This is a genomic window from Psychrobacillus sp. FSL H8-0484, from assembly GCF_038005325.1.
Taxonomy (GTDB): domain Bacteria; phylum Bacillota; class Bacilli; order Bacillales_A; family Planococcaceae; genus Psychrobacillus.
This window is the reverse complement of sequence record NZ_JBBOSZ010000002.1, coordinates 107610-131194: the sequence shown is the minus strand read 5'-3', so window position 1 is coordinate 131194 and position 23585 is coordinate 107610. Positions and strand designations below refer to the sequence as shown.

Annotated in this window: 18 protein-coding genes; 1 reads left to right on the top strand and 17 read right to left on the bottom strand. The window is 34.1% G+C overall.

Translation table 11 applies throughout. The annotated features are described in order from the left end of the window. Positions 1 to 8: 8 nt before the first annotated feature. From MHH81_RS21085 to MHH81_RS21015, 15 genes are all read right to left on the bottom strand, one after another. On the bottom strand, positions 9 to 698 hold the full coding sequence (locus MHH81_RS21085) for a hypothetical protein (protein WP_340925647.1): 690 nt from the start codon (positions 696 to 698) through the stop codon (positions 9 to 11). A 110-nt stretch (positions 699 to 808) separates the two neighbouring features. Next, positions 809 to 6952, bottom strand: coding sequence for an S-layer homology domain-containing protein (locus MHH81_RS21080; protein ID WP_340925646.1), 6144 nt, complete (start codon positions 6950 to 6952; stop codon positions 809 to 811). A 48-nt stretch (positions 6953 to 7000) separates the two neighbouring features. Next, positions 7001 to 7999 carry a hypothetical protein gene (locus MHH81_RS21075; protein ID WP_340925645.1) on the bottom strand — a complete coding sequence of 333 codons (999 nt, stop codon included), beginning with the start codon at positions 7997 to 7999 and terminating at the stop codon, positions 7001 to 7003. After that, the gene (locus tag MHH81_RS21070) at positions 7986 to 8531 is read right to left on the bottom strand and encodes a hypothetical protein (protein WP_340925644.1); all 546 of its coding nucleotides are present in this window, start codon (positions 8529 to 8531) and stop codon (positions 7986 to 7988) included. The genes MHH81_RS21075 and MHH81_RS21070 overlap by 14 nt, the downstream gene beginning before the upstream one ends. Positions 8532 to 8552: 21 nt before the next feature. Beyond that, positions 8553 to 8948, bottom strand: coding sequence for a hypothetical protein (locus tag MHH81_RS21065; RefSeq protein WP_340925643.1), 396 nt, complete (start codon positions 8946 to 8948; stop codon positions 8553 to 8555). A gap of 37 nt (positions 8949 to 8985) precedes the next feature. After that, a complete protein-coding gene (locus MHH81_RS21060) occupies positions 8986 to 9438 on the bottom strand; it encodes a hypothetical protein (RefSeq protein WP_340925640.1) in 453 nt (150 codons plus the stop codon). A gap of 101 nt (positions 9439 to 9539) precedes the next feature. Further along, positions 9540 to 11591: a hypothetical protein gene (locus MHH81_RS21055; protein WP_340925638.1), complete on the bottom strand. Its 2052-nt coding sequence runs from the start codon at positions 11589 to 11591 to the stop codon at positions 9540 to 9542. Further along, positions 11591 to 13459: an ATPase, T2SS/T4P/T4SS family gene (locus MHH81_RS21050; RefSeq protein ID WP_340925637.1), complete on the bottom strand. Its 1869-nt coding sequence runs from the start codon at positions 13457 to 13459 to the stop codon at positions 11591 to 11593. Before MHH81_RS21050 ends, MHH81_RS21055 begins: the two co-directional genes overlap by 1 nt. Continuing rightward, positions 13456 to 14265 (bottom strand): hypothetical protein, encoded by an 810-nt coding sequence (locus MHH81_RS21045; protein ID WP_340925636.1) that lies wholly within the window; start codon positions 14263 to 14265, stop codon positions 13456 to 13458. The genes MHH81_RS21050 and MHH81_RS21045 overlap by 4 nt, the downstream gene beginning before the upstream one ends. 17 nt (positions 14266 to 14282) lie before the next feature. Beyond that, positions 14283 to 15032: a hypothetical protein gene (locus MHH81_RS21040; protein ID WP_340925635.1), complete on the bottom strand. Its 750-nt coding sequence runs from the start codon at positions 15030 to 15032 to the stop codon at positions 14283 to 14285. Next, positions 15029 to 16000, bottom strand: a complete 972-nt coding sequence (locus MHH81_RS21035; protein ID WP_340925634.1) for a hypothetical protein — start codon at positions 15998 to 16000, stop codon at positions 15029 to 15031. Before MHH81_RS21035 ends, MHH81_RS21040 begins: the two co-directional genes overlap by 4 nt. Positions 16001 to 16023: 23 nt before the next feature. Continuing rightward, positions 16024 to 16281, bottom strand: coding sequence for a hypothetical protein (locus MHH81_RS21030; RefSeq protein ID WP_340925633.1), 258 nt, complete (start codon positions 16279 to 16281; stop codon positions 16024 to 16026). A gap of 23 nt (positions 16282 to 16304) precedes the next feature. Next, positions 16305 to 17729, bottom strand: coding sequence for a hypothetical protein (locus MHH81_RS21025; RefSeq protein WP_340925630.1), 1425 nt, complete (start codon positions 17727 to 17729; stop codon positions 16305 to 16307). 168 nt (positions 17730 to 17897) lie between these two features. Continuing rightward, on the bottom strand, positions 17898 to 18815 hold the full coding sequence (locus MHH81_RS21020) for a hypothetical protein (protein WP_340925628.1): 918 nt from the start codon (positions 18813 to 18815) through the stop codon (positions 17898 to 17900). A 69-nt stretch (positions 18816 to 18884) separates the two neighbouring features. Continuing rightward, positions 18885 to 19757 carry a hypothetical protein gene (locus MHH81_RS21015; protein WP_340925626.1) on the bottom strand — a complete coding sequence of 291 codons (873 nt, stop codon included), beginning with the start codon at positions 19755 to 19757 and terminating at the stop codon, positions 18885 to 18887. A gap of 810 nt (positions 19758 to 20567) precedes the next feature. On the opposite strand from MHH81_RS21015, the gene MHH81_RS21010 reads away from it, so the two are divergent. Next, complete coding sequence (locus MHH81_RS21010; protein WP_340925625.1) at positions 20568 to 20795, top strand: ATPase; 228 nt, start codon at positions 20568 to 20570, stop codon at positions 20793 to 20795. Between the two features lie 139 nt (positions 20796 to 20934). On the opposite strand, the gene MHH81_RS21005 is transcribed toward MHH81_RS21010, so the two are convergent. Both MHH81_RS21005 and MHH81_RS21000 read right to left on the bottom strand, forming a co-directional pair. Then, on the bottom strand, positions 20935 to 22305 hold the full coding sequence (locus MHH81_RS21005) for a cell division protein FtsZ (protein WP_340925622.1): 1371 nt from the start codon (positions 22303 to 22305) through the stop codon (positions 20935 to 20937). Positions 22306 to 22310: 5 nt separating this feature from the next. Then, a complete protein-coding gene (locus MHH81_RS21000; RefSeq protein ID WP_340925620.1) occupies positions 22311 to 22679 on the bottom strand; it encodes a hypothetical protein in 369 nt (122 codons plus the stop codon). Positions 22680 to 23585 lie beyond the last annotated feature (906 nt).

Sequence of the window (23585 nt, the reverse complement as noted above, 5' to 3'; positions counted from 1 at the left end):
GCTAATAATTACACTATTTTCTTATGTTCCTTTTCTAAGGTTAACTTGTATCTGTTACTTAGTTCATTTTTATATTTAATAAAAGCTAAACGATCTTGTGGTAGAACCCATTTACAATTAAATAAATCTCTTTCTACAAATTCCAACCGTTTTTCCTTAATACTTTCATTAGCCACTTTTTCACCTCGTATTAAAGTTTTAATTAAATCCTCAATTAATGGCGATAAATGTAGGTTGCTAAGTACTTGGAAACTACCTAATTCTAAAAATGAATAGTCTTGTAAACGGAAACGCTCCATTACATAGCGGAAAGTATCTTTTTGAAAATTCTCAGTCTCAAACCAATGAAATAATATTGAACGTTCGTTTAGCTTTTCACTTTCAATACGGTGAAATATATCGTGCGTATGCCTAATAATTAATTTCTGAAATTGTGGAGCAGATAGTCTACCGGTAACTAAGGTATGGAACGTTGCCCCATGTAGCTCTATAGTAATCAAACCTTCTTTACCTTCGCTCACATTTGTATAGATAGATTGGACAATTCTAATGATGTCTAGTTCATTTTTATTAATATAGAAACACTGAATTTCCTCAAGTACACGCTTTTTCCAGTTTTCAAAATCTGTTTCCACAGATAACGTTGTTTCACTTTGATACAATTCGTGATTCGGGATTATCTCTATCGTGTATAGCAAAATACCCTTCCTTTCTTATTAATTACTTCCTTTTCTTTATGAATAGTATAAGAACTTATTGTTTTAGTAAAAAAAGCGAGAAGAGAAACCTCTCTACTCGCTTTCCTACATTACATAAATTTCATTTCTTTCAAACTTAGACTTAAAATCTTTGCCATTTGACCTCGTGTTAAGTTGCCTTTCGGATCGAATGCATTGCCTTGTTTTCCACTGATGATGTTTAAGTGTTTGAGTGTTGCAACGTCTTGTTTTGCCCACTCAGAAATAGAGTCTACATCTTTGAATGACAATGTAGTATCTTTCGGTAAATTGGTATTGGCATATTTCATTGCTCTGACCATCATAGCAGCAGCTTGTTGACGCGTAACCTCTTGATTAGGGTTAAACTCATTATCTGTCACGCCAGTAATAATTCCTGCTTCAAATAACGCTTGTACTTCTTTTTCATACCATTTACCTGTCACATCTTCAAAATGAGTTTTGTCTGATGATTGTAAGTCCATGGCACGAGCAATCATTACAGCAAGTTGTGACCTAGTAATTGATTTGTTCGGCTCAAAAGTATCTGAACTTGTGCCATTCACAATACGTCTTGTTGCAAGTTCTTCAATCGCATTTTGACTTCCGTAAGACTGAATATCTTTAAATGTTTTCCATTCATCAACCACAATGAAGCTTCCTGCTCTAGTGGTTTTAATGGTAAATGCGCCATTGTTGAATGTGTGTGGTACTGCTGTAAGGTTGTTCCCATCTTTACGTAAAACTATGGAGTTTTTCAATTTTTCAGCAGTAGCAATATAAGTAAGGTTACTACTAGCAACTTTCGCGCCATTTAAGTTCGAGATAGTAGCGTTTTTCATCGCAACGCTTAAATACTTTTGAAAGTTGATTAAGTCTTTATCACCTTCAGGAGTGACCGCTTTTACGCTCAATTTATAGTTTTTATCATCAATTTTGATTAATTGAATGAGTAAACCAAATTTCCCTAATTCTTTCTGTAAAGCGACAAAATCAATGGAACCAGAAGGGATCGTAATCTCTATATTTTCACTTTCTTTTGCAATGATCGTTTTATTGCCTTTGATCGCCTCGTCGATTAATTTATCATCAACGGTAAAATCAAAGCCATCGTCTTTCTGTTTACCTTCCACAACAATTGTCTCGCCTGGAGGTTTAGATGGTTCGCCTGGAGAGCTTGGTCCACTTGGTTCAGATGGTGGTCTAGTTGGTCTAGGTGTTAAAATTGTAATTAGTTGTGTAATTTGTTTCAATTGTTCTTCTTTCCACGTACTATTAATTAATTTCTCTATTTCTACTTTTAACTCTTTTGCAGTATTCAAGTCTTTCTTTGTTTGTTCAGAATGCAAACCATTAACGACATCTATGATTAGTTGAATCATTTCTCTGTCTAGTGTCGTGTTTTCATCCGTTGAAATTTTGATTCCTTCTTTGTATTGTTCAATTAAATCGGCATTAACTCGTTCAAAACCAGCTTTAATTAAATCCTCTGAAGTAATTTTATCTGGATTCTTTTGTACATATTCAAGAAATGCTTCTCCTACTTTTGCAAGTAAACGCGTTTTAAATGCACCTTCACGAAGTTGGCCAATTGTTTGAACTGCGGTATCTACTGCTTCATCTGTTGGTGAAAGTGCTGTTGTAATAGATAAATCAAGCGAATTGCCCATACTACCTATATAGACTTTATCATGCGTTAATACGTTCACTAGTGCCGTCTGTAATGTTAAGAGACTTTCTTCACTCGGTGATGTTTCATGAGCGACAAGTGCTTTTAATGCATCTGTAACGGTTGTTAATTTCGTTTGGAGAACGCTTGGCTCTAGAACCTTCACTTCATCATCTAAATTAGTTACATCATTTGTTGTTACATCTAATATTGCCTTGTTTAATAGATTGGTTACATGGATTACCTGTTGAATTTTTTCAGCATTTAATGGTTGATAATCCTGTAAATATGTTTTATATTCTTCCATTAACGAAGAATCCACATCTTGAATTCTAGCCATATCCAATATCTCTTCTGTTATTTTGTCGGGATTTTGAGAAATGAAATCTACTGCTACTTCGGCTAAACGTTCAAGTAAGCTATCCTTTAACATTCCATCTTCCAAATTATTAATGGCATCAAGTGCATCCTGCAGAGACTGTTCTGTTGGATTTTTTTCAGCTTCTTTAATGGCATTAATTGCATCTACAACTTTTTGAATATCGTCAATCGTCAGATCTTTACCTAATTGATCCTTGTAGTCTACTAAAGCATCTTGATAGTCTTTTTCATTTTCTTTAATTACATCTTGGATACCTACATTAGCTAAATCTTCTGTTGTAACATTGGCTAGATTATCATTAATCGTAGCTAACACTTTCACTGAAAGAGTTTCGAAAAGTATATCCTTTGTTGCTCCGTTATTAAGCTTTTGTATATCTTCTACTGCTTGAATAACATTTGTAGCAATCGGATTGTTGAATGCCATTTCATATGAGTCAATTGCTGTAATAAATGTTTGTATTTCAGCATGAGTTAGATTCATTGCTTTTTCATCCACATAATCCTGTAAATAATTATTGTATGCTTGGATATTATTCACATCAAATGTTTTTCCAGCCCAATTAAGCGTAGTAGAATCTTGTTTGCTTGGAGCAAAATTGATATGTAACAATGTAATATCGGGAATCTGTACTTCATGGTCTGTTTTAAAAGCACCATTGTTCAAGTTAGATACAAGCTCAATATACGCTTCTAAGTTTTCGCGGGAAGGAGTTTCTACAACTTTATTGTAGGATTCCACTATTTTAGTGGCGATATTGATTGTATCTTGAATGTTACTTTTCGTTGAACTACCAGTTAGTACATCTTTTAAATAGCTTTGGTAAGATGTAATCATTTCAGAATAAATGTCTACAATGTTTGCATGTTCTAAATCTGTTACTGTAGTAGTCTCAGGATTATTTTTAATATATTCGACGGAAATATCTTCAAGCTCTTTGAGTAGACGATCTTTAAGAGTTCCGTTTTCTAGAACATTGACTACATCATATCCAGTTTTAATATCCCCAGAAGACCCACTTGTTCTCGCCTTTTCGACTGCATTAATTGCATTAATCACTTTTTGAATATCTTCAAAAGTAAGTGGGGATACCGTTTTGTAATATTCTTCTAATCCTTTTTGATAGTTTGAGATACGTTCAGGAACTATATCTGTAATATCTATTTGGAGTAATTCTTCCTTAGAAACGTTAGATATATCTCCGTTAATTGCATCTAAAACGGCTTGTTTTACTTGATTTTCTAATTCTTTAGCAAGTTCAGAAGTAGGTTCTAATTTACTTAAAGTATCTTGTACTAGAGTAAGTGCTCCATCTGTAGGATTGTCTCTGTAATCCGTTAGTGCATCGGTTACATCCACTACAATTTGAATATCTGCAATGGTGATATTGGCTGCTCCTTGGCTCTTAATGAAACTAGCCATATGCTCGTTATATGATAGTAGTAATTCTTCTCGTACCGCAACACCTAAGTTTTCATAATCCACTTTTCGTTGGTCTAATGGATTTGTCACAAAATGCAAAAGACGTAAATTTTCATATTGGTCACTTTGAGTATCTTTGAATGTTCCTGCTACAAGTAATTCAACAATACTAATATAGGATTCTAATGTAGTTTGAGTTGGGTTTTCTATAACCACTTGGCGTTTTGCTAATACATCGTCTACTTGTTCAACGACTTGCTCTACCTCTGCAAATTCAATTGTTTCTGTTTTTGCAGTAGCTATATCAGTCAAATACACTTTATATTCAGCTAAATGTTTTGCTTCTGCTGTAAGACCAAAATGATTAGATAATAATTCGATAGTTAATTCTGATGAATCGTTGTCTAATGAAAGTAAAACACCTTCTTCTACTTGTCGAAGCAAAGTTGTTTTTACTTTTCCATCTACTAGAATAGAAGAATGATCTTTCACCACTAACCAAGTAGCAACAGTATTGGCATCTATCGCCTGTTTACGAGAATCCGCAATTGTTGCAAGAAGAACGACATCTCCTTGATTAAAATCATTCTTTTCAGTTACATAAATGCCTGCTAATTCATTTACTTTAGCTAGATTGACATCTGTTACATTATTAATGCCTGCTCGAATATAGTCAGCTGCAGTCGCCTTGTCAAAGTTAGCGATTAACCAATCAAAACTACTTGTTTCGATTTGTTGTTGATAAGCTGTTTTAACTTGTCCATTACTTAATAAACTCACTTTTGTTTCGGCATCCACTTGATTAGAAACAGTATTTGTTTCCAACAATACCTTCATCGATTCGTATGCTTCTAATAATGTTGTATGTTGGCCAACATTCCATGCATTTGTATCCACTGCAACATCAATCGCATAAGTATCTACTATCGGTAAATAATTTGCTTTGTCTCCACTAACTTTTACTATAGGTTTTTCAAATAGGACGTCCGATTTTCCTCCAAAATCATCTTGTGCTGATAAATCAATTGATGGATAAACACCTTTCGGTAAATCCGAATTATTCCATCTCAATATCCAATCGTCCTTATCACCAGTTGTTTCAGTAACTATAATGTCCTTATTCACATTATTTAGAGTTCCATTAACCGATACTTTTTCTTTGTCTAAATCGGTAACTGTACCCTTTATTTCAACATCGGTTGTATCATCTGCTAATATCCATGTACTATTCGCTACTTCTAGTACAGGTGAACGTGTTTCCACATCTACATTAAAAGTCAATGTATCAGAATCGGAATGACCGTCATTTACTTTTACTGTAACAGTAGAAGCTCCTTGTTTTAAGGCTTTCAAGTTTATTGAATTTCCATCATTAATAACGGTTACTGCAGAATCATTTGTATTTGTAGTGAATATTTGTAGTGGATCAGTTTCCACATCATTGAAATACTCATTAATCGGCAATGTAATTTCATCGAATTTATTGACAGACTGTGTAGCTATTGTTTTCAGACTGTATGGTTTTTGATTGACTATGAAACTAATTGTCTTACTGGATTCGTTTCCTACTACATCAGTTGCTTGTACAATTAGCGAATAATCTCCACTATCTGTAATTGCTTCTCCATTATATTTTTGACCATTCAATTCCATTGTATGAGTAGCTGTGCTACTATCTGTTACTGTAATTTGTGGAGTGAATTCACCAAATTTCGTTTCGGCTTCTACAATATTATTGAAAGAGATTGTTGGTGCTTTTTTATCAACGATGAAAGTCTTTGTGACTTCTGTAGATTTTCCACCTTTATTATCTTCAGCCCAAACTCTAAGCGTTCGATTACCTTCTGGAATGGTAGAATCAATTGGGATATTGAAAGAAAATGACTGATTTGTACCATTTGCTGTAAATGTTCCACCACTCTTCGATGTATGCGTCGTTCCATCAATTGTGTATTTTACAGTTATGTTGTCACCAACATCTAAGTCTTTATACGTTCCTGAGATTGATAATTGATTGAATCCATTAACTTCGGAAAGAATCTGATTGCTGTTTGTATCTAAAGTCAAGATTGGATTATTATTGGTGGTGTAATTTAAAGTGATGTTATATTGATGATATGTCGTCGTTGTTTGATTAGTGTATCCTTTAAACTCTGCATTTACTGATTCATAACCACCTAATGAATACCCTATACCATAGTAACAATTACTCCATTGTCCATTACTTGTATCTTCAGAGTAACATTCTCTCCCCATCCCTTGATACCACTGTGACCAATCGGAATTATAACTATATTTAATTCTATACTCCATACCATACATAGGATTGTTGTCTGCTTTTAGCCATGTAAGAAAGCCCGATTGCCCATATTGATTGGCTCGCTCACCTGCTGAACCTGTTACAAATCCAGAATATTGATACTCATTTCTTGACCTAGTACCACTACCAACAGTCACCTTTAATTTCCTGTTAGCTTCATCCACCGTATAACTTAAAATATTTCCTGTATCTGTTTTAACACTGTCTACATATGTGAAATCACTAGGTAGGGGCAATTCATGGTATTGTGTTCTATTAATATCTTCAACACTCCACATAAAGTTTTTTACACCTGAATTAGCTGCTACCTTTACAGCACCCCAACCAACATATGGCAAGACCAAACTAACAATCATCAATAAGGAGAGTGCGATTTTTCCAATGAAAGAAAACGATGTACCAAACTTCTTAGCTATATCTGTATTTCTTTTCTTACTTCCCACTTTTTCACTTCCAGTTCTTAATCATTTTTATTGTTCCGTCACACTTCATCAATGCACATTCAAACAGGATTTCTCCACGTACCCTTCTTTAGCAGCATCCTTTTTCGTCGAGTAAATTTCCTCTACTGGATAAGGGAAACCACAAGATTTATTAAAGAAAATCTTCTGTCCATCGACAGTAGAAGCTTGAATCGTATCTACTTTATCTAAACGACCACCAGCCAATGCAAACTGATTGAAAGTACCTTCCCCACGTTCGTATGGATAACCTTGGAAAAAGGTGAAAATACTAATATCATCCACTGTGTTATACCAATCTTCTTGCTCTATTAAAGGCATGGCAAATGTGTAATTCACACCTAGCCGTTTCGTGTAAACGTTATGTTCGTTTATGTAATAAGCTAATTCTTCTTGGACACCATTAACAATCGTCTCTTTTCTTATACGGTGATATTCATCTTCGTCATGAAGAAGATCTATCGTAATCTCTGTATCTTTGATTAATTCGGTTCGTTCCCCTTCGATCCATTCATCTAGTTCAACATCGTAAACTACTGCATAATCATCTAATGTAAAAGAAATAATATTGCCTTCTTCGTCATGATAACTAAATGGAATTTTGGGCAACCATACCCGACTTAGTTCATTCTCGCCGTCCACATTCTTATATTGCTGATATACATTTAGTAATAAACCATCATAATCAACTACTGCAAAAACGGGTATATATCGTGCCATTAAATCTATTGTCACATCATCTTCTACTTCAAAATTGATCGCTAATGTATGAAGGTATGTTTCGAAAGCAGGTTGTGGGTTTACACGATTGAATTTTTCGGAGGAATAACCAGCTTCTTGACTAGGTATGACATTAGTACTTAATACATTCATCGCATCTTGAGTAGCAACTGTTAAAGCCGTATCGTACTGGTGATTCAAGTTGATAAACGTATTCGTATCTTCTGATTTCCATTGACTAAGGACAAGCATGGGCGTAATGATACATACAAAGATAATAGAGAAAATGCTTAAATCAATAATCTTCATTTAAGACCATCCCCCCGTATGGATATGAAATGAAAATATCATCTCCTCCTACACCACCAGTTAAAAAGTCATACATCATGGAAGAATAGCTTTTTGTTACGTTCTCTACATGTACGGAGAAAAAGTCTCCTTGCTGTAACTTATACATACGATCTTCTTTCGGAATACTACTTGATTCATCAAATAATAATTTTTCAATTTGGGACCAATAATACTCGTCATAGTCAACTGTGTATTCCCCTGTAAAAACATTGGCATTCGTATAAACAGGGGTATAAACTTTTTGCTCATGCTTAATCTCTGTTTTAAATAGATACTTAGTGCCGACAGATAATTCTCTTTGGAAATCCTCGTACATTTGAGGAGTGATGTATCCCTTCATTCGCACATTATCAACAAAATTTGTTGTTGCTTGTTTAACATTTTGAGACACTATATCATCTTGTTTATGGAATGACTGATAAGTCGGAACATAATATAGTAGTAAGACTGCAAGTATCAACGTAAAGATTTTAGATAAACTGTTTGGCACGATTATAGTCTCCTTTCTTCCTTATTTAGAGGTGAAAATAATCTTAGAATATTGACCTGATGAATCCCATTCAATCGTTTTCTTATATTTCCCTTGTAATGACACTGTACTTTGATAGGTTTTTACATCTAAATCCGATTGAAATAGACGACCATCCACCACAATTGGCACATTTTCCTCATTTAGCCGATAGAGTTTAGCAACGACCTGGTCACCTGTCCAATTAATTTCTTCTGGTATCTTTGTATCCTCAATAAATACGGTCGTACCTGTTGGGATATAATCATAGGATGTGGCCCAAGCGGTCATTGACCAAACTACATTGGCTAAAGCAGCCATCATAACAAATACCGAAAATGCAAGCTCTAAAGCTCTTACTACTGAATGACTCATAATGGAATTTTTGGGGAGCGACACGCACTCCCCATTCCTCCTTCTTTTGATCTTCGTTTAATCAGTTTTGTTCAAAAACAATAGCACGTATAACTAGGTTAGTATCACGTACAATAGAAGCGTTAAAGATACCAGATGGATTAACATAATTCGTGCTTGTTGTTTCGGATACATTTGAAGGATCAGCTGCAGAACTTAATACATCACCTGCAAATTGGTTATAATACCAGTTTGTAGATTTATTTGTTGACACCTTAATACCAATGTTTTTCGCTTTGCCATCTTGCTCAAATTTTCGAAGGGCATTGACTACTGTAGAACCCGAAACACTCGTCCCGTCATACTGTAAATACTTTTGATCTTTTAATTCTGTTGTTGTAGTACTAAATTCCGTTGTTGCTGTTTTGGATGCTTCTGTTGCTGGGTTAAATAAACCTACCGCGATTCCGATGATTGCCAATATTAATAAAATTGCCGCCCCTATTTCTAATGCTAAAACTAAACTTTTTGACATTATTATCTCTCCTTTGATGGGTAGTAAAATTTGATATATGCATAAAAAAGACTGTAGTAAATCTTTGTCATACCGACTAGGTATTAAATTCATAGAAAAATTTAAAAAAGAGCAATTACACTTTGCGATTCCTTAATGCTGATGTAGAACAATGGACAGATTAAGTAAAGTCCTGTAAGTACGAAAATTGGTGCAAGCCCAATAATGTTTGCAAGGTTTCCTTTTTCGGTAATCGAGCGATTATTAGCTTCAGCTCGTTGTTGAAAATAGAATTCTTTTTCCAAATCAATATCATCGAATGAATCCTTGATACTAATCCGCACAACCGATAATTTTAAACGCTCCACAATTTGTTGGAATGGTTCAAAACTAATACGGTTTCCTAATTGAATTAGTGCTTCTTCTGGACCTGCATCGTAGTTGTGTATCGCTTCTTGAATTGGCTCTTTAAATACAAAGCTAAATCGTTCCATCCAAGTAAGAATGATATAAACACTCATATGATCAAACTCACGTAGTATGCTGATTAATACAAGATGTTGATGTATTTCATTTTCCATATCCTTTTTCCGCATGTAGGCTTTATAACGTAGGGTAAGAGTTGATATATTCCATATCAACAACCCAACTGCAATGGCTATCAATACTTCCCACCATTTGAGGTAAGCATTTTCAACTACAGCCCATTTATTAAGGATTCTGTCTGTTGCGGTCTTTACTTGTGCCGTATTCGCATCAGATATACCTAATTGGTCTGCTATATATAACTGAACATCTTCTGAAGTCACATTCTCCATAGTTTGAATGTCTGAAATAACACGTCGATCAAATTTGTTTGTTTCCTCTAAAGCTTGTCTGTCTTGTTCACTAACTGCTCCTGCAAAGAGAGTATCTGGAACAGAAGAAGCAAGAACTGTTTTTGCAACTCTTACATGGGAATAGCCAAGCAAACCAACAATTAGGAGAACCATGCCAACAGTCGTTAAAATGCGTCTTACCGTAAACCACTCTATCTTTAACGGGGAATTCGCATCTTTTAATAACTGTGAAAGTTTAAAGTGTGCTTTCGTGTAAGGCTCCGGAGTAAATGCATGTACGATTGGTTTAGCTAGTGGCACTTTATCAATGATCATTTGCTCCCAGTAAACTTTTTTTACGGTTGATTGATACTTCTCTTCATTTACTTCTCCCATTTTACGGATCATAAGATAGGCTATAACAGAAATACCGTAAGCAACTATTTCCGCTATGAATCCTAAACGAGAGTCATAGAACTGCAACATAATAGGAAATGTATTAACTGCCCAGTTTTTAATCGGTAATGCGAAAAAGATAGGAGCTAATGAGAGTACACTTAACCCGCGCAGCTGATACGTCAATTTGGACCGATAATTGATTTGCTCATTTAATAGTTCATTTACACTTGTTAAACCACGTAGGAAAGCACTTCCTTTTTCATTGACCATATCGCCTTTATCTTTTACGAGCAGTTCTAAACCTGCAACTACCTTTAAAAATCTGCTAGGTGCAACTTCTTCGTATTTCGCCAACTCTTTTTCTGGATCAACACTAGTTAAAATTGAATAGATTCGATTTGCTTGAATCTTCATTTCGTTTCCAGCGTGTTGCATAGCTTCATAAATTGCTTCATCTACCATTTTTGTTGATTGAAAATAAAAACGAACACGATTATTAAAATCTTTTAGTTGTATTAATAAGCGGGTTTCTACTCTAGTTACAAAGTAATCAATTAATACACCACATAGGAAAAGTACACCTAAAGCAATCCAAAAAGTCACTTGCCAACTAGGTCTGAATAAAAGGGAAGCAGTTATTACAAGCGTAATAACACTACCAAGAACAAAAATAATTCGCATAACTTCTCGACGAAGAGTGTATTCATCATAAACAGAAAGCGTTTCTAATCTAAGACGAATACGAGCAAGTAATCCTTTCAGAACAGGCACTTTTGAAAATTGAATGTACAATTTTTGTAAGAGCTCATTATATTTCATTTGAAAGGTAGGGCTGTAAGTGCTCCCCATTTCGATTTCAGATTCATTTCGATGTTTTTTAGTTAATTTTTTTCCGAAAATTAATAGAATTAATAAAGCGACAAACGCTGTAATCGCTAGGAATGTGAGCATTTTCATTACGCTACACTCCCCCAAACGCGATCCAAGAAGGAACTGAACGCTTGTTCTTCATCTTCAGAAAGTTGTTGTTTAATTTCCTCTTGTCGTTTCGTACTAATTGGATGAACTGCTATATACTCGCCATTACGAAATTCGATGATATTGCGTTCTGTGAATTGCTTCCGACTGGTTTGCTGATGAAAATAAGTGGTTGCAATCTTGAAAAACTGATTCATCTTATCATCCGTTGTTGCATTTATAGGTAATGGCTCTAAATGATTATCAACAACCGTATGTAATGGAATACATTCTGTAATACGTTCAATGTAACGAGATCCATCTTTGTCTTGACGTAAGTGAATATCAAACTCTAAAACACTTACCACTTGTTGTTCTGCAATGGATTCATTGTTAAAGATATTTACTTTTAATAATGAATTGCGTAGTGCGTACACTAAATCCGTAAATGTTTTAGCGTGGTGAGTGAATATCGTAAACAAACTGGCAACCTGTGTAGTCTGGATCATCCATGCAGCAACTGGATCTGTAGCAACTTCACCTAAAATGTTCACATCTCCATCTGTTTTCTTTTGTAAATCCAGCCCCTCTTGACCACTAATAATATCTGTTTCCTGGAAGGATAAAATATTCCGTTTTGGATAAATTTTACGTAAGTTTAATTCAAAACTCGTTTCTTGAATACGCAGGTTATGAGATGGATGAATATATCGAACTAAAGCCATTAGTATAGTAGTTTTACCGGAACCTTGTGAACCTGTTATAGCTGTTACACGATTTCCCTTCATCAAATACTGCATAAGTTCTATAGCTAATGCTCCGTTTTGATGTGTAATCAGTTCTTCTAATTCTAATTGTTTGGAATCATATTTCTTACGAACAAAGAACGCCCAACTCTCAGCAAATTTAGGTCGAACAACTGTTACACGAGACCCGTCGGCCATTTCATTAATCATGTAAGGTCTTGATTCAGATAATTGTCCAGGATAGTTAAATTTATAAATATTTTCTATTACTCGTCTAAGTTCCGCTTCATGTTCAAATTCTAAGAATTCTAAGTGAATGGATTTCCCTTTATACATCACCCAAACAGAATTTAATCCACGAGAACCGTTCTGCATATTTCCATATAATAATTCTTCATCATCGAAATTCTGCATTTTATTCGGTACACCCGAAACACCACCCGAAACACCATCAATATTCATATCACGTATATCATCAATCACACCAAACCCTTTGTACTGACTGTAGATACGGTTAGCAATGATTCGTACTTTATCTTCTTGGCGAAGGGCTTTCACTTTTTTCTTATAAATGTGACGAATTTCACTTTCGTAAATTCGATAACTCTCATTTCCCCTTGGTTTTGCTAGTCCAAATTCTTCAATCATGACTCCAAGTGCTTCTTTACCATGCTGTTTTTGATAAACGTATAAAAGAATATCGAATACATCACGACCACTTTGCAGAGAAGGTGTATCAAATGGAATTGTCCAATTTACGTTTTGTTCATTAAAATCACAGGATTTAGTAATCGTGTCATAAATTAATTCGCGCACATAAATTTTAGAAGATAAATCCCCTGTATTACATTTCTTCAACGCTTCTTTTAATTCGTCTCTTCTTCTCAGCTGGCGATGATATTCTTCTTTTTCTAAACCTAGATTAATTAAATTCATGGTCGTAAGCGTTGTGATCTTATCCATTACCATTCTTTTTAACTCAGGAAATTGATATTTTAGTTGATTCTTTACATCTGCAGGAGTTAACTCTTTTTGTCCTTTTAGCACACGTAATCCTAATAGAAGAACTACTGCACCAACAATAGAGATAATAATCAATACATTTAGCAGGGTGGCCGTCATAATTGATCACCCTCCGTAACATTCACATCAAATGCTTTCATAATGCCTTTATTAGCAGCACGTAGGGATTCAATAAAGCTATATTCCCTATCTCCTTTTTTCAAGTTCACGGAACGGTAGAAGAAGTCGGATACTTCTTGTTGGTTAATGGCATCACGATAACCACTTGAATACATAATTGGATACAACGGTACTTTTACTTTGAAGGTACGCTTTATATTTCGAATAGAGAATGAAGCATTTTCATCATAAGTACTAATTAGGACAACATATGGCTTCCCTTTCAACTCTTCGGGGAAAGATTCTCCATTAAAGAAACTCTCGATGATATATTTATTTTGCGGTAAATTTACTAATACTAAATCGGCATCCTTGAACAATGATTTGGATGTGTGATTAAATGTTCCAGAGTGGGCATCAATCCATAATGTGTTGTAATGGGTTGCTGCTACATTTAAGACAGAACGTAATAATCGATCGGCTTCCACTGAATTGTCCCACGCTTTATTACTACCGAGCAGTAAATCTAAACGGTTCTTATAAATAGTAATCGCGTAATCTGGTATAGCTTCTGATTTTAATAACTTACTTTTCACTAGGCGTTCTAACGCTTCCATCCCACCATCATCGAACCCTGGATTATCACTTTGGAATAAGTATTCCAACGTCGAATAGGTCAATTGTGTATGCGTAAGTAAGGAATGATTATGACCGTCTAATGAAAACATAGATGCAAGAGCTACTGTATTACTTGTAGTAGCACTTTGCCCATGAACAGGCGACCAACTGACTATTGATTTTCCCATATAGACACTCCTTTCTTTTAAGAATTACTAGCTACATTCAACTCGTTTTCGTTTGTTTCATTCATTTTCGTTTTACCAAATCTAAAGAAGCTAGGTTTAATAGCATTCTTCACTTCGTTAACATGAATCTTATATAACTCTGATATGATTTCTTCTAATTGTTTTTTATATTGCTTGCTAATACGATTAAGCGGTATGTGCTGTTCGTGTTGCATCTGTATAGCTAATCCAATCGCAAATTCGTCAGGCTCTATTGTGTAATTCATTGAACGCCAAACAGGTCGATGGTTCATTAAACTATCAAATTGAGATTCATGAAATTTGTTGCTAGATTTGAAAATAACACGTTTTATTTCATTACTTTTCGTGATATCAAATAGGTAATTCAATAATTCCACATCACGATTCTGATTTAATCGTTCATCATCGCCAACGTAGTAACGTTCATCAAATTCTGGCCACTCTTGTTCAATTGCTCCCTTATGATCCATGTCCACAATGATCAAGTCATATTGTGTAGTGGAATCTCCTTCTGCTCGGAGCAGTTTTTCTACATCTAACCAGTTTTTTGCATCACACAATATATCAATTTGCTGAAAATCATATAAATGTTGAGATTTAGTTAAATGCGTGTAACCGTAGCGATAAATCGATTGTTTTGTAGCATCTACGATTAATACATTTTTACCTAATTTCGTGAGAATGTGACTGAGATAAATAGTAAAGTCCGATTTGTTACGATTACCTGCTAATTGAATTGTTTTCATTCAGAACTACCTCCTGTTGTTTCTTCAGATGAAAACTGATTTAAAGCATTGAGTTGGTCAATTTTTTCTTGTTCTTCTTTATTTTTTACACTTTGTTCTTCTGCTTGTTGATTTTCTACTTGTCGTTTAGTCTCTGCTTCTCCCTCTCGTAGACTCTCACGTTGAGCTTCATCCATTTCAGATAATCCATTCTCTAGTGCAGCACGATTTTGATTTTCTAAATTCAACTTAGCTACATTTACAATATTTGGCGAACTTTGAATCAGAGAAAGTACATTATCCTTCACTGGATAAGTAATTTGAGAACTGATTTGCATTTCTCCGTCTACATATTGGATAGCGTAGATTTTAGCTCCTTCGAGATAAGCATCCACAATTGCGGAGCTCATAGAAAGAATCTCTCCTTCATCGTTATCCATCCACATTGTAAGACCAGAGACTTCTTTGACTTTCTTTTTCGCAAACAGAATATAGTCGTCACCATTAGGAAATTGAATACGAACATCAACATAATCATTTGCTTTTAGTTTGCTTGGCAACTCGATCAATGAATACTCTACTTCACGTACATCATTTGCAATGTTTTCATCCATGTATACGAATGAATCAACAAGTACTGTTTTTGCTTTTAAGTCCGTTCTTGCAAAATAACTCGTTGTTTCAAATTGAGTACGAATCATTGCGTTCTCCGCTTTTGCTAGTATCGGGAGTGTTACTTCTACTAACATATCTCCTGTAATAGCCTCTCCTCTTTTAACATCTTTTGTTAATGCGTATCCCACTTCATTTTGTTCTGTCGTAAGTTGTAGTTCTTTTAATTTTTCTTGGTACATGTTTTGAAGTTCTAATTCTCGCTCTTGTGCATTGGTGTAATAGATGTAACCACTGATAGCCGATATTATTAACATGATGGCAGCTCCGATAACGCCTGCCCAAATCAATTTCTTCGTTCGTAGTCTTATGCTCACTTGTTTCTTTCCTCCTTTTAGGACTAGTTCAATTCTGGATGATGTAATGACTCTGCTTTGATTAAATCTAGAAGATCTTGTCTGTTTAACATGTGTAAAGTTAAATCAATACCAGATTGTAATCCTGTATAGAAATGACTCAGTTTCACCTTATTTATTTTTTCCTGGATGGAGTGATAAATGAATTGGCGAATGATAGTTTCTTCTTCCTCTGATAAGTTTGCATTTTGTACTTCAGGTGACCTTAACGGAAGTACATTACGTATTAACTTTATTTCCACATTTATTCACCCCCATTTAATACTCAAAAGAATTTAAAAGCACTAATAATTAATACTGTGATCAAGATACTTGCAACGCTTGTTAAAATTAAGGAGCCCATCGTAAATGCCCTCTTAGCTGTTCCAAGAAACCCATCCACTAAATTCTCTACAAATAATTCGGTCTCTTTAGATGGTTTATACGGATTTTGTTCGTTAGGTACAGGGATAACATGTAACCCTTCTAACCTACTTTCCATATCTTGAGCAATCATATCCGTACCATTTGGTAAGACATACTTTATGTTTTCAACTCCTAAGTTTCCTTTTCTAAACTCTTGTATCCAATGAAACTTCCATTCGTGACCGGAGCAGACTACGCATTTTACATGAGACCTTTTAAACTCTTGTTCATAGGCCATCGATTCCATATCTCCTAAATCCAATACAACAAATTCATAAAGAGCGAAAATATCTGCTAATGACTGATCTTCGCGGTACTTAAAATGAGTAATGCCATTTAATTCAAATTGAGCTTCGTGTAATATAGGTCTACTTTCACCCTCATATAGAGCATGTATTCGATCAAAGTCCGAGGTGTAATTTGCCTCTACTAAGGCGACCATATGCCCTTTTCGACGTAATACAGTGGCAATTCCTATTGAAGTATGTGTAGAACCTAAATGCGGAGCCACACTTGCTACTCCGATCACAACTGTCCCTATAATTTTCTCTGTTACTTTATTAGATTCTGTAAACATTTCAATGGATAGCCAATCGTCTTGTTGTTCCTCGTCTTTTACTTGTTTTTCTTTTACTTGCTTTTCTTTTGTTGTTGGCGTTTCATTTTCTAAGTTATCTTCATCTGGTTTATCTTTTCGAGCTTTCCCTTCGCTTGAAGGCCATTTAATATTGAATTTTTTCTTAGGTTCCTCAGACTTTTCTACATTGACAGCAGATTTTTCTTCTCCTCTTGCTCCATTATTCAATTCGATTTTGTATGTCGACTGGTGTTGAATATTTCTTCTCCATGGAATATCAGTATTTACTTTTCTATATTTCATTGCAGAAGAGAATGAATAAGGTTCTTCAAATGAATTCATTAATAATGGAATAGTAATCTCATCTTTATCTTTTACAAAGATGTTATAAATCCCCATCTCAACTAATTCAGCTAGTAGAGGATGCCCAGGTCGTTCATTCGACATAACAGTAAAAACAACATCCGTAAATTTGGCACGGGCAGCTTCTAAAATGTCAACTAATAATTCCAATCGTTTTTCGGACCTATTTGTTGCAATGTCCGTTGCAATTAGTACCCCTTTTACATTCGGGTTCTTAGCAATTGCTTCGATTAAGTCTTCTTCGGAACTTACAATATCAATAACCCTTACCCCGTCATGTTCTTCAAAATTACTTTTTAAGTCTTTAGCAAATTTGACGTTATGGAATGCAAATAGCAAATCCATTTCTACTCACCTCCCAACGATAATTGCCGTAAAAAACAAAAAAAAAGCACACACTACTAGAAAGTAGTGCGTGCTTCGCATCTTTAAAAAGGTATATTTAATTTAAAAAATTCATGTTTTTTCGGCGTTTATGTGTTTTTATCACTAAAAGTTAATTTATCATAACAATTATTGATTGGCAAGTAGTAATTTCATTTTCCTATATATGCCCGTATTTTCCCATATCACTTGGTCCGTTGACACAGATGCATTAAATAGTTCAACACCACTCAAGTCTAAATCTTCGACCTCATTCGTTTCATATAGAACATGCTCCACTTTTGATTCCGGCAATGGATATAATGTCGCGCTCTTTACCGTTAAGCTCATACATAAATTAAATGTGAGGTTAGATAGATTATTCATAATATAATTGATATAGTCCCTTTTCTCATTTTGTACTGGGAATGCTACCAACCATTCATCTAAATCTATAAACAAGTTAATTGGGATAGGCTCTTGAATAAACGCTGTAAATGACCAATATGACCATGCAGCTATATAAAAGGATTCCAACCTTTCTTTCTCAGTGGTTCCAGTCACGTAATAGGTTAAATCTCCATTTTCACTCAATACCCAATCAACATTCTCTAGCTTTTCTAAATGTTTGAATAACACCTTTTTTTGTTCTGCATCTTCTAATGAATCAATTGAACGAACATAACCCAATAACGGTCCTTCTACATGTGGGCGGTATCTTGCTAATGGAATAAAATCCAATCTTTCTTTATTATACAAGTGACATAATAAATTGAAGTATTCTTGCACCCAACGAGAACGGACATCTGCATACCCCGTAGGATCATCTTCAGGAGATGGATATTTTTCCATTTCTAAGATACTTAATTTATCAATTTCTCCTTCCTGATTTGGTCTTGGTTTTGTCGTAATTGTAAAAACTCGTTCTTCCAATTCTCTCATGTTGCTTTGTAGTTGAGAGAAAATCTGACTTTGAGCGGTTTTTGACACAATTCCTAGACGGCCATGTGCTTCATGTAAATGATGCCAAACAAAACTTCCTTCATCATTTCGTGCTACTGTTATCATTCTAAACCTCTCCTTTTTAACGAAAAAAGCACACACCTCTCATATAGAGAGATGCGTGCTTCGCATAACTTAACCTTTATCTAATGTAACAATTTGCTCGATAGATTTCAAGTCACTTATTTCTTTTAGTAATATTTCTTTATTTTTCTCTAATTTATTTTTTTCATCTACTAGCTTTAACTTTTTCTGTTCAATTTTCCCCAATAAATTGCCATCAATTTCATCTGTATCATTAGTTTTTATTTTAAATAATTTGGTAAAAAAGTTATCTTCAATTTTAGGTGATTTTTTCATTATACTTTCTTGATATTCTAACGTATCTATTTGATTAACGAGACTCCTCATTTCAGCCTCCCAAATCCTCAAGTTAGTTTCCTTTTCAAGTCTTTCTAACTGAGCTTTGTGGTTATTTCCTAACAAATTTATACTGTTGTTCATTCTTTCTAGGAATGGTTGCAATACAGCTTGTAGGTTCTCATTAAACTTTTGGTCAATATAATCAGTCGTTATTTCGGAGCTAATTGGCTCTTCTTTTCTTCGTTTCTCCCCACGCGCATATTGTGTTTTAGTCCCTATGAGTGCAGCTAAGTCTAATGGTTGTACATTATGTTCCATTAATAAAAATGCCATTTTCAGTTGAAATAAAGCATTATGATCATAAGAATAATAACCATTTGTACCTTGAACTACATTAAAGTAACTTTCTAAGTCATGACGATTTAATAAGTTTATTATTGTTTGATTTTTATCTAAGCCAAGTAAGCCAGCCGATTGTTTAGTTGAGTAATCAAATCCCCATACCAACTCACCAAAAAAACTATCTTCACTAAATAGTTTATCCATTAATCCCAGTGATTCTATCTTTTGGTACAAAGGATCATTATTAAACATCTCTTTAAATTCACCAATTTTTTGTTCAATACTTATCAATTGAGTATTCACTTTATAACCTCCTATCTCCCATATTTTATATTTATGATATTTAGTTTGATTAACCATTGGTATATATACTTTTTATTGTTTGTCTCCTATCTCATTTTAACGAAATAAGCCTGATAATACAAGTTCCGTATTGGGTTTATTGACTTTGATTCACCTTAAATACAACCAAATCATATTTAGTTCACTCCAATATTCTCATATAACACAAAATACGATTGAGTATTGATTGAGTCATCACATAAATTGAGTTTATTGAGTTATATTTTATTTAAATACATATTCAAATAAAATCAAATACATATTCTTATTCAATATGATTCAATCAATATTTGCTTTTAACTATTATTTGGTTTATTAGGTTTGATTTAGTTTGAAAAACGCTTGTTTTCGCATTATTTTTCATCAAATTTTAAATAAAGTTGTTGAAAGCATAAAAATAGTATTTTAATAAAGAAAGTTACTAAATAGTTAATAACTAATGAAGCTGGATAAGGACACGGTTGAAAAGCAATGACTTGCATGCAAATATTATCTAGAAAGGGCTTTATAAGGGGTAATAGAAATGATAGGGATATCTTTATGGGAGAACGCAGATAATTCGATTGAGCATGGCCTGGAACATTTGGAGACTGCAATAAAGAATGATAATGCTTACGATTATAAGAAAGTTGTTGTTGAAGGAGATATTGTTCATAATAGAATCCAATTTATGTTTTTAATACGCTATTATTGTAAAGATTGTTGTTTTTAAGGAACGAATAATTGACATTATTTTACTCTGTTTTAATATATAAAATAAGGAGGTATTTTATGAGAAAATCTTTATGGTTTCCATTATTATCATCTTTCGGGACAATGGGTTTACTTTATTTGATTGGCTTTATATTTGATTTATCTATATTAGAATTTAAAATTTTTCAAAATGAGCCACTAAAGGATGGTTCACTTTTAGATGCGGAGATTGCTCTACTTCCAATTGCTATCGGGTTAGTCGTTGGCTTTATTGTGGAACGTAGAGTTAAAGTCCAAAACAAATAACTACATCACCAATGTAAAAAGAGCCTTGCCCAACTTCTATATCAAGTAAGCAAAAAAGCCATAAGATTTTCCTTATGGCTTTTAAACTTGAACTATATTAATAGTAATTGGTAAGGAGAGGGCTAGGATAACTTTGCTATTAAAAATCTATATTCTTTAAATCGGTTACACTTACTTTAGCTGCAACCTTTGAATTATTTAATACTGTTGGATTATTATCTTCCATTTCATCTAAAGAACTAAGGCTAATATTACCACGGCGTTTATTCTGAGACGTTGAACCAGAAAAGAAATCATTAAATTCATCAAGTCCCAATGATTCACTTACATTTTGTTTCTTTTCTTCTTGTTCTTTCTCAATTCTTTCCCACTCTATTAATTCTTTCTGTATATGGGAAATGCGTACTGGTGGAGTATTTGCAACTGTTAACCCATAAAGCGTTATATATTTTAGTTTTGAATTAGCTGAAATGGATCTATGAACTTTAGCATTTAATTGCTCGGATGCATAACTATAAACATCATCTGCAATTTTCGGAGACATATTCTTATTAGTAGGATACAAAACCGCTATAGCACCAGATTGAACACTTTCAATAGTATTTTCGGCTAGAACTTCACTTTTGGTATACAGTTCACGAATAAGTTTTTCTAAATTATCATCTGTCTGAATGTCAGTTAGTTTAGAAACTGATAACCATCCAGCAGTAGAAATAGTTCCTAAATACTCGGTTTTATCAAAAACAGAACGCCCTTGAAGTAGCGGTAATGATGCAATCTCTACAGTCAATGATGCAACCAACATGTTACCATATGATTTTGCATCAATCTCCGTTCCTCCATAGGTTTTAAGCGGGCTATTCGCATAGTAGTCATTCATCTTTTCATTATCGATTACTAGCACAGAGCCTATTTTATTAGTATTAATCATACTTTGCAAAAGGCTAATACCTGCTAAAGCATTTCTTCGGAAAGAAGAACCACGTTCATCTTTTGATGGTAAAGAACAAATGATACCTAGAGGTATTCTGCCATCTGGTAACATTCGATTTTGCCGTACCTGTGACAGATAAGCTAAAGCAACTTTTAATGCACCATTTCCTGTTCCTCCACCAAGAGAGACACATACCCATACGAAGTCCGCATTTTGAACATCATCTGAAATAGCAAGTTTTTTATAAATATCTTGATTTTCTTTTGCAATTTCAAATCCTAATTGAGCGTTTTTATCAGTTCCTTCTAATTCAGGATAGTTCTCACTTTTGGTAATAATTCTTTTTTCTTCAGGAATTAGAAAATGATGTTCATCCATATCTGATTTTGAAGAGTTAACTAGATACGTTGGAAATCCGAAACGGGAAAATTCAGCCGCGATCCTTCCTCCACCTTGTCCTAAACCTATTACTGACATTGATGGGAATCGTTCCATTTCATTTTTAATTTCTTCGGAAAACATATGCTCAGATAATATCGTTTTTGTTGCTCCAAGTAATTTGTCTAGTTTAATCATATTTATCACTCTCTTTCAGCTTTTTCCTTATTTTTTTCTTGTACTAATAAATGAATCAACTGGAATCCACGAACAGATAGGTAATAGGGCTTTGCTTTACCATCGTTTTTCTTTTCTATAAATCCTTGAACTTCCAAAGTTAGAAAAGCAGCGTCATATTTCTTCCGATGCGCTTTGTAATTTTCAAGTTTCGTTTTATGGAGTCCTTCTAGATTGTGAAAATCTTTTACTTTTCGTAAACAATCTATCGTAAAATTATCTAGCTTTTTTCTAAGAAAGTAAAGAACGTCCACCCCATATTGAAGCTGTTCTAAGTCGATATATGCAATTTGCTTTTCTTCTTTTTCGTTTTCAAAATCGTAGTTGTCACTCACTTATTGGCCTCCTTTTCAAGTTTTAATAACATATAGACATTGTACCATATTGTACCAAGTTGGTACAATAAGTTTCATAATAATGTACCATAGTGGTACATTATTATGAATTCTTTTATACCAACGGTTAAATGATATTTCATAATATTATAAGATACAAATTTACATCAAAAACATTTCAATGTACCAATGTGGTACATTCATAGTGTACCACATTGGTACATTTACTAATAAATTGTATTTTGCAGTGGAATAGTAGAGATTATTGCCATTGCAAATGTTGCAACTTCACACGGAGTGGGGGGGATGATTGCTTCGGCAATCAAATTCAGCCCTTAATCTAGCTGGCTTCTTACCTTGGTACTCATATCCACATTGGCTCCATCTAAAGTAGCAACACCACCATGTCTCACTGCAATACACAAAAGTCATTGTTTTTACCCAATAACACTAGAGCACTTACTTTACTGGAATAAGAAAACAATTCTATAAGATGTCTAATATTCACTGTGGTTTTTTCCAAAAATACTGAGTATAATCTTGTATTATTTTTAAGGGAGAAGTGTCTACATAATGACCTTACTAAATAGGATACATTATGTAGAGTACATATGTAGATATACTTGAACCCCCTTGAACCTTTATATTTTCTGCTTAAACCTCCTTTTAAAATCACTTCTTTACAAGGCGCAAGTATATAGCTTAATATTGAGCCATAAAAAATAGTAATTTTGGAGTGAATAGATTGAATAATAGTTCTTTATATAATTCGCCTAAACAAATGGAAATTTTACATTATCTTTTTCGAGTCCGAGGAGCTAATATAAAACAAATTGTAAGGGGTATAGATAAGATCTATCCTAAACATACAGACTTCCGCAATCGTCAATATTCTAGGTATGATTC